This window comes from Pseudoxanthomonas sp. LARHCG66 (genome assembly GCF_052871755.1).
Genome location: NZ_JBIXJW010000003.1, coordinates 219,607 through 231,801, shown reverse-complemented (window position 1 = coordinate 231,801; position 12,195 = coordinate 219,607). Strand labels below are relative to the sequence as shown.

Here is a 12,195-nt window from a genome sequence, read left to right as displayed (position 1 = left end):
CCCGGTAATCTGATCGCCATGAATCCACGTCCACGACGCCTGAAACTGCTGCGCTTCCTGCCGAACGGCTGGCTGTCGACCGCCGGCCCGAGCGGGGAGCGGCGCGCGTTGTACCTGACGTTCGACGATGGCCCGCATCCTGCCCATACGCCGCCGTTGCTGGACCTGCTGGCGGAGCATGATGCCAAGGCCAGCTTCTTCCTGGTGGGGCGCGAGGTGGAACGGCACGACGCACTCGCGCGCCGCATCGCTTCGGAAGGGCACACGCTGGGCAACCATTCGTACTCGCATCCGGTCTTCGAATCGCTGACGCTGGGGCAGCAGATGGAAGAGATCGATCGCACCGAGAAACTCCTGCAGGGCATCGATGGCCGCGCGCGCCACGCATTCCGTCCACCCCGCGGCGTGTTGAGCGTGCCTATGCTGGCGCGGCTGGTGGGGCGCCGGCACCGCATCGACTACTGGTCGTATGACAGCCTGGACTACAGCCGCCGTCCCGTGCCGGAGTTGCTGGAGACGATCGGGCGCCATCCGCCGCGCGGTGGCGACATCATCCTGATGCACGACGACAGCGACCATTCGCTCGAACTGCTGCGTCGCCTGATCCCGGCATGGAAAGCCCAGGGATTCGATCTGCGCGCCCTGCCGCACGTGCATTGACCTTGCCGCACCCCGGCATGGGGTGGCCGGTGCATCCGCGTTGTCGCGTTTTCTGGAGTGACGATGGCGCGACCACGCGCCGGCAACGACAGGGGGATGCTTGGACGGTGTGATGTGGCTGGCGGGGCTGGCCGTCGTGATCCTGGCGACCGTGCTGGCGGTCTGGAAGTTGCTGCGTTCGCGCAACATGGAACTCTGGATCGGCAACTACCTGCGGCGCCCGCGCATGCGCGCCGTGGAGGGGCCCGTGCACGTGATGTTCTGCTTCGTCGACCACTTCGAGCCCATGTGGCATGGCGCGGATGAAGCGACGCAGCGCGAGCGCGTGGACCGCTGGTGCCGTGACTACCGCACGCTGGCCGGACGCCACCGGGATGCGGATGGCCGGCCGCCCCAGCACAGCTTCTTCTATCCCGAAGAGGAGTACGTGCCGGAGTATCTCGACAAGCTCTCTGCGCTGTGCACAGACGGCTATGGCGAGATCGAAGTGCACCTGCACCACGACAACGATACCGAGGCCAACTTCAAGGAAGGTATGTCGCGTTTCTGCCGCGTGCTGCACGAACGCCATGGCGCGCTGCCGCGTGATCCGGCCACGGGCGAACTCCGTTTCGGCTTCATCCACGGCAACTGGTGCCTGGACAATTCGCGGCCCGATGGCCGCTGGTGCGGCCTGGACAACGAGCTGATCCTGCTGCGCGAGCTGGGGTGCTACGCGGACTTCACGCTGCCTTCCGCACCCAGCGACACCCAGACCAGCACCATCAACAGCATCTACTACGCCACCGACGATCCGCACGCGCCGAAGTCGCACGACCAGGGCGTGCCGGTCCGCGTCGGCGGACAGGCGAGTGGCGACCTGATGCTCATCCAGGGGCCGCTTGGCCTGAACTGGAAGGATCGACGCATGGGCATCATCCCGCGCATCGAGAATGCCGATGTGCGCAGGGGCCAGCCGCCGACGCCGCAACGGGTCGATGCCTGGGTGCGCGCCGGCGTGCACGTGCAGGGCAGGCCCGACTGGCTGTTCGTGAAGATCCATACCCACGGCACGCAGGAAGGCGATATCGATACGCTGCTCGGTCCGCCGGTCGATGCGATGCACGACTATCTCGAATCCGCCTACAACGATGGCAAGCAGTACGTGCTGCATTACGTCACCGCGCGCGAGGCCTACAACATCGTCAAGGCCGCAGAGGCGGGCATGCAGGGCAATCCCGGTGCCTACCGCGACTATGCGTTGCCGGCCCCGCGCGCATCCTGGGCCGGCGGCAAGATGGCGCAGGCGGCCGCGTGACGGACGCTACGCCAGCTGCCCCGCTGGATGCGCCGATGGTCAGCGTGGTGATGCCCGTGTACAACGCGCAGGCCACGATGCGCCGGTCCATCGATTCGGTCCTGCAGCAAGGCCACGCGAACCTGGAACTGATCCTGGTCAACGACGGCTCGCGCGACGGTTCGCCGGCCATCATGGACGAGTACGCAGCACGCGATCCGCGCGTGGTGGCGATCCACCAGGCCAACGGGGGCGTCGCGGCTGCACGCAACCGGGGCCTGCAGGCCGCGCGCGGAAGCCACGTCGCGTTCCTGGACAGCGACGACTGGTGGACGCACGACAAGCTCGCCCTGCAACTCGAACACATGCGGCGGACCGGCGTGCGCGTGTGCTACACCGCCTATCAGCGCGTGGGCGAGGATGGCAGGCCATTGGCGACCGTGCTGCCCCCGGCGCGCGTGGACTATGCCGGCATGCTCTACAGCAACCGCATCGGCAACCTGACCGGCATCTACGAGCGCTCGCTGGGCGAGGTGGCGTTCCAGAAGATGGGGCATGAAGACTACGTGTTCTGGCTGGATCGGGTGCGACGTGCCGGCCATGCCGAACGCGTGCCGGATGAGCGGCCGCTGGCGTACTACCTCGTCCGCGAAGGTTCGGTGTCGTCGAACAAGTTGCGTGCCGCCGGCTGGCAGTGGCGGATCTACCGCGACATCGAGAGCCTGCCCTGGGCGCGGTCGGCGTGGTGCATGCTGCACTACATCGCGCATGCGCTGCTCAAGCGACGTCCCGTCTCAAGGCTGGCGTGACCATGGCATCGTCTCCCCCCGTGACGATGCCGGACTACGCGGTGGTGATTCCGGCGTACCAGGCCGCTGCCACTTTGGCGCGCGCACTGGACAGTGTCGTGACGCAGACCTTGCCGCCGCGCCAGATCGTGGTGGTGGACGATGGCTCCCCCGATGGCGACGAGATGGCGCGCATCGTGGCGGGTTATGGCGGCGTCGTCGAACTGCTGCGACAGCCCAACGGCGGACCCGCCAGTGCGCGCAATGCGGGCGTGCGCGCGACATCGGCGGCATGGGTGGCATTCCTGGATGCGGACGACACCTGGTTGCCGCACAAGATGCAGGCACAGATGCCCTTGGCGGTGGATCCGCGTGCCGGTCTTCTGCATGGCAGTGCGCGCGAGGACCGCCTGGCGCTGCCGGCGGAGATGGATTTCGACCTGCTGTGGCGGTGCAACCGGATATGCACCTCGATGAGCGTGGTGCGCCGTAAAGTCTTCGATACCCTGGGCGGCTTCTTCGAAGCGCGCGAGCTCATCGGTGCCGAGGACTACAGCCTGTGGTTGCGCATCGCGCACGCAGGCTGGCGGGTGCGAGCCTGCCCTGGCCTGGTGGGCCGTTACACGCCGGTGGAAGGCAGCCTGACCAGTCGTATCGAACGCTGCGCCGCTGCGGAGATCCACAACGCGCAGACGCTGGGCGAACAGTTGTCGCTGCCTGCCGCGATGGTGGCGTGGAAGGTGCGGGTGATCCGCACGGAGTTCGCCCGCCACCTGATCCATGCGCGCCGGTTGCAGCCGGCACGCCACCTGCTGTTGCCGGCGCTGGTCGCACGGCCCACGCTGGAACGCATCAGCCTGATGTCGATCAGCTGCATGCCCATCCCCGTGCTGGACATGCGCCGCCGCCTGCGCGCGCGCGGGCGGCGGCCTCACCCCTGCCCGTGACGGGGCAGGTCAGATTTCGCTCAGTTCGACGACATAGCCGGTGGTGCCGCCCTGCACGTCGATGCGGAAGCGCGCGCCATCCTCGACGTACTTGCCCGAGCTGAAGTTGCTGTTGATCGTCGCGTTGGCCGGCTCCAGCACGCGTACGCGCAGGCGGCCCGCCGTGGCTTCGCGGCTGTTCACCAGTGTCGGCGCCACCGGCACGTTCACCTGGAACGTCGCGGTGGTGCCGCTGGTGATGCTGAAGCTGTCGCGGACGGTCAGGCGGCGGTTGGCGAAGGTGAAGTTGCGCTGCCAGTTGGTGACCGCGTCGCTGTTGCAGAACGCCGGGGTCAGGTTGGCATCGGCGGTGAAGGAGCCGCCGCTGCCGGGATTGACCGTGAGCGTCGAGGCCCGCGTGGTGGATTCGCACTGGCGTGCCACCGTGCCATTGCGCACGAAGCGCACCAGGTTGTGCACATCGGTGCCCTGGTTGATGCCGCTGTGGCTCCAGATGTTGGCGGTGACCGCCAGCCAGTCGCCGGAGAACAGCGTGAACGAACCCTGGTCCTGGTGGGCGTGACTCTCGTTGTAGGGTCCGGCCACGATCGCCAGCCACATCGCATCACGCGTCCATCCGGTACGCGCGAACAGGTGTCCGGTACCGCGGGCGTGGTAGACCAGCTCCGACGGTACGGCGCCCGTGGTGCCGGCAGGCAGCAGGTCGTAGCGATAGTTGAAGCCGGAGCCCATGCGCGCGATCGAGATGTTGTTGAGCCACCAGGTCGCCTGGTTCTGCACGACCGGATTGGTCGCCACCGAACGGGCCTCCAGCATCAGGCGGCGGTGGTAGTCGTAGATGTCGGGAACCGAACTGCGTGCCTGATCGCCGATCGGCGCGAAGCGGTCCAGCGTGGGCACCGTGGCATGCACCCAATACGGGATGCTGTCGGACGCATGGCTGTTGGCGTTGGCCAGGTCGGTGCCGGTGGCATCGCGCCAGATGCGGTACAGCGAGAACAGCCGCATGTGCGAGGTGCCGTAGCCGGTGCCCTCGCTGCTGCCGCCGCCGGGCAGCCGGGCGAAGTAGGTCTGCAGCGCAGGCAGCTTGTTGTCGCGGAGGAAGTTGAACCAGGTGCTGTTGCCGCTGGCCAGCGCCCAGTACATCGTCGCTTCGACGAAGCTGTAGTAGTAGTTGTTGCCGGGATTGCTCACCGACCAGCCGGACCACGGATGGCTGCGACCGCCCCATTGGGCGTTGTTGTAGTTCCAGATGTTCCACACCGCCTGTTCCGCGTATGCGGACCAGCGGGTGCGCTGGCTGGCGGTGATGCTGCCGCCGCAGGCGGTCATGGTGGCTGCGACATCGGCGATCATCGGGCCGACCTCGAGATAGGAATCTCCCGCCACGGCAGGACGGCCGCCACCGGCGATCGCGGATTCCGCCGCGCTGACCTGCGCCTCGACCATGCTGACAGCCAGCGTGCAGTACTTGGCCTCGGGCGAAAGCTGGTACATCAGCGCGGCCTCGGCGGCACTGAAGCCGTAGCCGCGATTGCCGGCCACGGCCGCATCCACCCAGCCCTTGAAGCGGGTGTAGGCCGCAGAGGCCTTGTCGACCGCCGGCACCGGCATGGGCAGGTTCACCAGCCGTGGCCGGGAGGAATTCGAACTGATCCGCCCGCCGCTGCTCAGGACCGGGGTTGAATCTACGGTGGGGGCAACCGGTGTGAGAACGACGGGATTGGCCGTGCTGGTGCCGGGGGTGCCGACGGCAGCGCGTTCGCGTGCGCGACGGGCGAGCCGGGTATTGGCTGAAGCGCGCGTCCAGAAGCGCAGGACGTGGTCGCGGGTATCCTGGCGCAACTCGGCGAAGTCATCTTCGGCCTGGATCCAGGCGTGGGATGCGAAGGCCTGGGCACGAAGCCCGAACAGGCCGCCGGCGGCGCTGGCAGCGGTCAAGGCAGTAAGCGATGCGGCGCCCAGGAACAGGGCGATGGGCAACCGGCGGGTGCGGCGGGGGGAAGCGGGCGTGCGCGACAAAGGGGTTCTCCTGGCAAGAAAACCGCGCACGAACGAATTGGAAGACGACAGCCCTCGAGGCTGGTGACTACCCGCTGCAGCGCCCCCTCGCTACATGCGATCCGCGCAACGGCGGGCGGATCATAACGTGGGGCTTCCGTCAAAACGGACGGGCTGGGTCACAGAAACGCAGGTTGGTTCAGCCGGCGGCAGGGGAGGTCACGGGCCCGTGAGGACGGCTTTGCGACGCGCCGCACTGTTTGCGGCGCTTGCGTCGCCCGCTACGACCCGGGTCATTTCTCGCTGAGTTCCACCTTGTAGCCGGTCTGTCCGCCCGAGACATCCACCCGCCAGCCGCGCCTGAACTCCTGCGCGTCATCGTCGCTCCAGGTGTGGACACGCAGCGTCGCATTCGCGGGCTCCAGCACGCGGATGCGCAGCCGCCCGGCGATGGCTTCGTTTCCCTGGACGGTGGGGCGCTCCGGGACATTGACCTGGAAGATCGCACGGGTCCCCGTGCCCAGCCGGAAATCGTCCTGCACCAGCAGCTTGCGGCCACCGAACTCGATGCGCCGCTGCCAGGACTCCAGGGCCGGATTGTCGCGATACACCGGGGTCAGGTCGGCCGTCGCGGTGATGCCGCCATCGGGCCGCGGCGTCACGGTCACGCGGGAGCGCGAGCGCGGTGTTTCGCACTGGTGTACCACGGTGTCGCCGCGCGGCGCCGCGCATTGCTGCGCGTCCGGATTGGCGCGTTCGAAGCGCACCACGTTGTGCACGGGCGTGCCCTGCTGGATGCCGCTGTGGCTCCAGATGTTCTCGGTCACCGCCAGCCAGTCGCGTGCGAACAGGGTGAATCCGCCTTGTTCCTGGTGCGCGTGACTCTCGTTGTAGGGGCCGGCGACGAACGACATCCACATCGCGTCCTTGCCCCAGTCGCTGCGCGCGAACAGGTGGCCGGCACCTTCAGCGTGGTAGACCAGGGCCGGGGGCGGATCGCCGCCATCGCCGGCCGGCAACAGGTCATAGCGACTGTTGAAGCCCTGGCTCATGCGCGGCACCGAGATGCTGCGCAGCCACCACGACGACATCGCGCGCGCATCGGCATCCGTCGTCAGCTGGCGCGCTTCCAGCACCAGGCGGCGGTGATAGTCGAACAGTTCGGGTATCGAACTGCGTGCCTGGTCGCCGATCGGCGCGAAGCGATCCAGCGCGGGCACCGTGGCATGTATCCAGTACGGAATGCTGTCGCGCGCATGCGTGCTGGCCGCGGCCAGGTCCTCGCCCGTGCTGTCCTTCCACAGGCGGTAAAGGCCGAACAGGCGCATCTGCGCAGCGCCATAGCCGGTGCCTTCGCGGCTGCCGCCGCCCGGCAGTTCGGCGTAGTACGCCTTCAGCGGCGGCAGGCGGCGTGTCTTCAGCTCGTCCATCCAGGTCTTGCTGCCGCTGACCAGCGCCCAGTACATGGTCGCTTCGATGAAGCTGTAGTAGTAGTTGTTGCCGGGATTGTCGATGGACCAGCCGGTCCATGCGTGGGTGCGTCCACCCCACTGCGCCCGGCCCGGGTTCCAGACGTTCCACACCGCCTGCTCGGCAAGGGCGGACCAGCGCTGCCGTTGCGCGGCATCGATCATGCTGGTGCAGGCGTGCAGCGTCATGGCCAGGTCCGCGATGCGGGGACCGACCTCCAGGTACGAATCGCCGGCGATCGCGGGGCGCGAACCGGCCGCAATCGCCGCCTCGGCTTCAGCGACTTCCTTTTCCACCATGCGGACGGCGAGCTTGCAATACTTCTCGCCGCCGCTGAGCAGGAACATCAGGGCGGCGTCGCTGGCGCTGAACGCATAGCCCGGGCTGCCCGACACGGCGGTGTCCACCCAGTTGCGGAAGCGGCCGTACTCCGGCGACCTGCGATCGACGAACGTCAGGTCGATCTTCAGCTGGTCGGTCCCTGCCGTTGCCGGCGGGGGGGCAGGCGCGGCCGTCGCCTGCGGCGCATCGGCGGAGGCCTGCGTCGCGCGGGGCTCCTGCGCCGCGGTCGCCTCCGGTGCATCGGCTGCACCGCAATGGCCGATGGCGGCTGCCAGCAGCGCCAGCGTCAGCAACACTGCACTGGGAATGCCATGCGTCTTCAATCTGGAGGGCGTGGCGCGCATGCCGGACACCTCAACGGTTGGAGTAGGCGATGCTCAGGTAGATCAGGTTCTGCGAGACGCTCTGGCCAACGTCGGTGCTGTCGCGCTTGTAGCGCTCGGCGTGCAGGCGCGCCGACCAGCGGGGCGCCCATTGGTATTCCAGGCTCGCGCCCACGCGCGAGGTCTCGTCCTCGCGGTTGAGCTGCGTGTAATCCAGCCGCTCCCAGGTGGCGTAGCTTCCCAGCGTCAGCGAACGACGGATCAACCACTGCAGGTCGAAGCGCGCGCCGCGCGTCTTCTGGTCGAACGTGTCCGAATCCACGTAGTCGCGCTTCTGTGCGTACGGGGTGACGGAAAAGGTCAACCGTGTGCCCGTGTACCGGTAGCCGAGGTCGATGCTGCGGACCTCGTACGGTGAGGCATTCACCACCGCGTCGCCGGTCAGGACGTTCTCCGGCACTGTGGCCTCGGACTGGATGCCGGTCAGTGCATCTGTCGCGGTGTCCGAGAACTGGCTGGACACGGCCGCGATCAGCTGGCTGTGCGGAGACAGGTTCCACTCGGCATCCGCGCGCAGCAGCGGCTCGGAGCGCGACTCGCCCTGCCGGTAGTCGATGCGCGAATAGCCCAGGTCCGCGCCGAGCTCGAAGTTGGCCAGCGTGCGGACATAGCGTCCGTAGATGTCGTAGCGGTTGTAGTCGCGGGCCACGATGTCGTCGTCGAAGTCCACGCGCTGCGCCTGCAGGTTCAACGACACGCGGCTGGTGGGCGAGAGTTCCTTGATCGTGCGGACCGCGGCGGCGAGGCGCTGCGAATTGAACTCGTCGGTCACTTCGGCATCACTGTGCACGTAGCGCAGCTCGGCCTGCCCATGCAGCGAAGACGTCCAGTTGAACAGCACCGTCGGGCCGGCGGAGAACACGTTCACCTGCTGGCGGTTGCCCGGGCCATCGGGTACCAGCGAGTCCACCGGCTGCACCGTCAGATTGTCCTCCACCACGAAGAACAGGCGCTGCGGAATGGCCACCCAGTTCATGCGGCCGGAGAGCGTGCCATCGACGGTGTCGGCGAAGACGTCGTCCTCGTAGTCGCGGTACTCGGCGCGCCCGTCCAGGCTCAGCTGCAGCGCCGAGATGTTTTCGGTGATGCTGAAGCCGACGCCGGCGCGCAGGTAGCGCTGTTCGATAGGGTCGGCCGGCACCATCGTCACGTTGCTGTTGTGCTCCATGCCGAGGTCCACGGTGTAATCGACCCGCGCGGCGAATGCGTGGCCGGAGAACGTGGCCAGCACGGAGGCCGCGATGGCGGAAACGCGAAGGCGGGTGACGCGCATGCCGATGCTCCTTGGCTGCTTCACGGGATTTCGTTGAACACCACGCCGGCCACCTTGTCGGCCGGGAAACTGCCGATGGCCTTCTCCAGCTTTTCCGGCGTGACCTTGCCGTAGCCCGCGACCAGGACCACCAGGTCGGCGAGCTCGGAGAGGATGCGCGCATCGGGCGAACCGAGTACCGACGGACTGTCGAGGACGAGGTAGCGGTCGGGGTAGCGGCTGCGCAGTGAATCCATCATCGCGCGCATGCGGAACGAACTGAACGCTTCGCCGGTCATCTCGCGCTGGCGGCCGCTCGGAATCAGGCGCAGGCGCGGCACGCCGGTGCGGTAGAGGATGCGGGCGAGATCGGTGTCGCTGTCATCCAGATAATCCATCAGCCCGCCGTGCCCGGCATCCACGCGCAGCGCGGTGTGCTGGGTCGGGTGCAGCGCGTCGCAGTCCACCAGCAGCGCGCTCTTGGTGTCGTCGAACGCGAACGCCGTGGCCAGGTTGCGGGCAACGAAGCTGCCGCCGCAGCCGTGGCTCACCGGCGCCACCAGGGTGACGAAGTTGCGCTCGCCGCCCAGCGCGAGCAGCCGCGTACGCAGCTCGCGGAACGCATCGGCCTGTTCGCGCACGGAATCGTTGCGATGGATGACGCGACGTTCTTCCAGTTCGCGTGGCGTCAATGCCGTGGGCTCGTCCATCAGGGCCAGCGAGCGGGAGGTATCGGCGCGGTAGGGCACGCCGTGCAGTCGGTCGTTGTCCGGGGTCACTGGCTTTTCCATTGTGGCGTGTTGGGTCATGGCGGAGGCCTCAGGCGGCAAGCTGCTTGAGGCCGAACACGAGCCCATACGCGAGCACGACGACCAGGAGGATGCCGACGCTCATCGCGTTGCGGGTCAACTCCTGGCGACGGTCACGCGGCGAGTGGTAGGTCGGTACCACGGTGAGCAGCGGCCGGTCGGTGAGACGCTGCACCTGGTGCGCCGAGCGGATGCGCGGATCGAAGCGTGCGCGCAGGAACAGCAGGCCGAGGGGAATGCCCACCGCCATCAGCAGCCCGCCGATGGCGAAGTGCATGAAGCGCAGGCCCGTCGGGCGCAACGGCATCGTCGCGGGATCCTGTACGCGCAGGGTCAGGCCGCGTTCTTCGCGGTCCAGCTGCATGGAGACGCGGGCGTTCTCGCGCCGGCGCAGCAGGTCCTGGTAGATGTCGCGGTTGACCTCGTAGTCGCGCGTGAGTTCGGCCAGCGCACTTTCGGAATCGGCGATGCGCCGGCTGCGGTTGAGTTCGTCGTTGAGCATCGACTCCGCGATCGACATGCGCGATGCGGTCGCCGCCACTTCACGACGGGTCTGCGCCTGTTGGCTGCGCAGCTCCTGGTACAGCGGGTTCATCTGGGCTTCGTCGAACGGACTCCCGCCCTGCGGCGCGGAGGCGCGACGGTTCTGCTCATTGACCATCGACTGTTGCAGGTCGGCCATCTGGTGGCGCACCCGCACGACGTCCGGGTGCTGCTCGGTGTAGTTCAGCAGCAGGCGGTCCAGTTGACCTTGCAGTTCCAGCAATTGCCCGCGGTACAGGCTTTCGCGCGTCTGCACGGCGGTGACCGCCGATTCGCCGGAGAGCTGCGAGGCGATCGCGCCTTCGCGCGAGCGCTGTTCGAGCAGTGCCATGCGGGTCTGTTCGACCGTGGTGCGCAGCGAGCTGATGCGCGTGTTGGCATCGGTCGCACTGCCGGGCTGGGCGTCGGTGTTGGCCGAGCGGTATGCACGCAGGCGCTCTTCGGCCTCAAGCAGCTTGGCGTGGTAGTCCTGCACCTGCTTGTTGATGAACTCGTAGGCCTCGCGGCTTTCGCGCTCCTTCGCCGCCAGGCTCTCCTTGATGAACATGTCGCTCAGGCGCTCCGTCACCTCGTAGGTGCGCTTGGCATCGCTGTCGCGGTAGGTGATCTGGATCAGGTTGGGGCGCGGGCTGGTGATCGCGATGCGGCCCTTGATCTGTTCCATCAGGCGGTCCTGCTGGACGGCGTTGGGCACGTTTTCCAGCCAGCCGCCGGTTTTCAGCGCATCCTGCAGGACCCGCTGGCTGTAGATCACCTGCCGGGCCATGCCGGCACGGTCCACGACGCCGGTCGCCACTGCGCGGCCTTCCAGCAGCGGCTGGATGATGTCGCTTTCCTGCGCCAGGATCGTCGTCGAGGCGGTGTAGTTCTTCGGCAGCACCAGCAATCCGACCACCAGCGTCAGCAGGGCGACGCCGGCGAAGATGCCGACCAGCGCCACGCGGTGGCGACGTGCTTCGCGCAGCAGGATCGGGGCCAGTTCGTTGGGCGACAGCGCGCCCGCAGGCGCGGCCGGCGCAGCGTATCCGCGCCGCGCGGGAAGATTGCTCTGGCTCATCAGAACGTGCGCTCGGGAACGGTGATGACGTCGCCGGGCGACACCGTGTAGTTGGTGCTCAGGTCGCCGCGGTTGAGGATGCGGTCAAGCCGGACCGCATAGGTCTGGGTCTGCTCGGCGCCCTTGCGGTGCAGGTCGGACCTGTCGGCGGCCGCGAACTCGGTGATGCCACCGGCGGCGAGCACGGCATCCAGCACCGTCATGCCGGGGCGGTAGGGCAGCGACACGGGCTGGCGGACGGCACCGGTGACGCGCACCCGGGACAGATACTCGTGGCTGCGCAGGTCGGTCAGGATCACGGCCACCTGCGGATCACGCACGTAGGTCGCCAGGCGTTCCTGGATGTCTTTCGCGACGTCCCCCGGGGTGCGGCCGCCGGCCGGCACGTCGCCCACCAACGGCACCGAAATCATGCCGTCGGGACGCACCGGCACGGTGATGCCGAGTTCCGGGTTGCGCCACACGGAGACCTGCACGATGTCGTCCACGCCGATGTGGTACGCATCGGTACCCAGCGTGCTTGTCGCAGGTGGTGGCGTCTCGCTGCCGGAGGATGTGGCGCACGACGCCAGCAGCACGGAAAGGAAGGTGGCGGCAAGGCCGGCAAAGAGGCGTTTCATCGGAGGATCCCCTGGAGTTGCTGATGCCGGTAACAACGGCGGCGACA

The 12,195-nt window shown here is 67.6% G+C and carries 10 protein-coding genes; 4 read left to right on the top strand and 6 right to left on the bottom strand.

The features are described from left to right. Positions 1-18 precede the first annotated feature (18 nt). The 4 genes from ACIPRS_RS11215 to ACIPRS_RS11200 all read left to right on the top strand — a co-directional run bounded on the left by ACIPRS_RS11215 (position 19) and on the right by ACIPRS_RS11200 (position 3,671). Complete coding sequence (locus ACIPRS_RS11215) at positions 19-660, top strand: polysaccharide deacetylase family protein (protein WP_337731084.1); 642 nt, start codon at positions 19-21, stop codon at positions 658-660. A 109-nt stretch (positions 661-769) separates the two neighbouring features. Further along, positions 770-1,957 carry a hypothetical protein gene (locus ACIPRS_RS11210; RefSeq protein WP_337731898.1) on the top strand — a complete coding sequence of 396 codons (1,188 nt, stop codon included), beginning with the start codon at positions 770-772 and terminating at the stop codon, positions 1,955-1,957. Beyond that, positions 1,954-2,745, top strand: a complete 792-nt coding sequence (locus ACIPRS_RS11205; RefSeq protein ID WP_446538608.1) for a glycosyltransferase family 2 protein — start codon at positions 1,954-1,956, stop codon at positions 2,743-2,745. Before ACIPRS_RS11210 ends, ACIPRS_RS11205 begins: the two co-directional genes overlap by 4 nt. 2 nt (positions 2,746-2,747) lie before the next feature. Continuing rightward, a complete protein-coding gene (locus ACIPRS_RS11200; protein ID WP_446538607.1) occupies positions 2,748-3,671 on the top strand; it encodes a glycosyltransferase family 2 protein in 924 nt (307 codons plus the stop codon). 9 nt (positions 3,672-3,680) lie between these two features. Here the strand turns inward: ACIPRS_RS11200 and ACIPRS_RS11195 are convergent, their stop codons facing one another. The 6 genes from ACIPRS_RS11195 to ACIPRS_RS11170 all read right to left on the bottom strand — a co-directional run bounded on the left by ACIPRS_RS11195 (position 3,681) and on the right by ACIPRS_RS11170 (position 12,148). After that, positions 3,681-5,693 (bottom strand): hypothetical protein, encoded by a 2,013-nt coding sequence (locus tag ACIPRS_RS11195; RefSeq protein WP_446538606.1) that lies wholly within the window; start codon positions 5,691-5,693, stop codon positions 3,681-3,683. Positions 5,694-5,965: 272 nt separating this feature from the next. Then, positions 5,966-7,828, bottom strand: a complete 1,863-nt coding sequence (locus ACIPRS_RS11190) for a hypothetical protein (protein ID WP_446538605.1) — start codon at positions 7,826-7,828, stop codon at positions 5,966-5,968. A gap of 10 nt (positions 7,829-7,838) precedes the next feature. After that, positions 7,839-9,140 carry a hypothetical protein gene (locus ACIPRS_RS11185; protein ID WP_446538604.1) on the bottom strand — a complete coding sequence of 434 codons (1,302 nt, stop codon included), beginning with the start codon at positions 9,138-9,140 and terminating at the stop codon, positions 7,839-7,841. 20 nt (positions 9,141-9,160) lie between these two features. Then, on the bottom strand, positions 9,161-9,928 hold the full coding sequence (locus ACIPRS_RS11180) for a polysaccharide biosynthesis protein (RefSeq protein ID WP_192201488.1): 768 nt from the start codon (positions 9,926-9,928) through the stop codon (positions 9,161-9,163). Between the two features lie 10 nt (positions 9,929-9,938). After that, positions 9,939-11,528: an XrtA system polysaccharide chain length determinant gene (locus tag ACIPRS_RS11175; RefSeq protein WP_192201487.1), complete on the bottom strand. Its 1,590-nt coding sequence runs from the start codon at positions 11,526-11,528 to the stop codon at positions 9,939-9,941. Next, positions 11,528-12,148: an XrtA/PEP-CTERM system exopolysaccharide export protein gene (locus ACIPRS_RS11170; RefSeq protein ID WP_446538603.1), complete on the bottom strand. Its 621-nt coding sequence runs from the start codon at positions 12,146-12,148 to the stop codon at positions 11,528-11,530. The genes ACIPRS_RS11175 and ACIPRS_RS11170 overlap by 1 nt, the downstream gene beginning before the upstream one ends. Between the last annotated feature and the right edge of the window lie 47 nt (positions 12,149-12,195).

Excerpts from the sequence above, each read along its gene's own strand:
- ACIPRS_RS11200 (WP_446538607.1), top strand. The coding sequence starts at position 2,748 with ATGGCATCGTCTCCCCCCGTGACGATGCCGGACTACGCGGTGGTGATT.
- ACIPRS_RS11190 (WP_446538605.1), bottom strand. The coding sequence starts at position 7,828 with ATGCGCGCCACGCCCTCCAGATTGAAGACGCATGGCATTCCCAGTGCA.
- ACIPRS_RS11215 (WP_337731084.1), top strand. The coding sequence starts at position 19 with ATGAATCCACGTCCACGACGCCTGAAACTGCTGCGCTTCCTGCCGAAC.
- ACIPRS_RS11175 (WP_192201487.1), bottom strand. The coding sequence starts at position 11,528 with ATGAGCCAGAGCAATCTTCCCGCGCGGCGCGGATACGCTGCGCCGGCC.
- ACIPRS_RS11180 (WP_192201488.1), bottom strand. The coding sequence starts at position 9,928 with ATGACCCAACACGCCACAATGGAAAAGCCAGTGACCCCGGACAACGAC.
- ACIPRS_RS11185 (WP_446538604.1), bottom strand. The coding sequence starts at position 9,140 with ATGCGCGTCACCCGCCTTCGCGTTTCCGCCATCGCGGCCTCCGTGCTG.
- ACIPRS_RS11170 (WP_446538603.1), bottom strand. The coding sequence starts at position 12,148 with ATGAAACGCCTCTTTGCCGGCCTTGCCGCCACCTTCCTTTCCGTGCTG.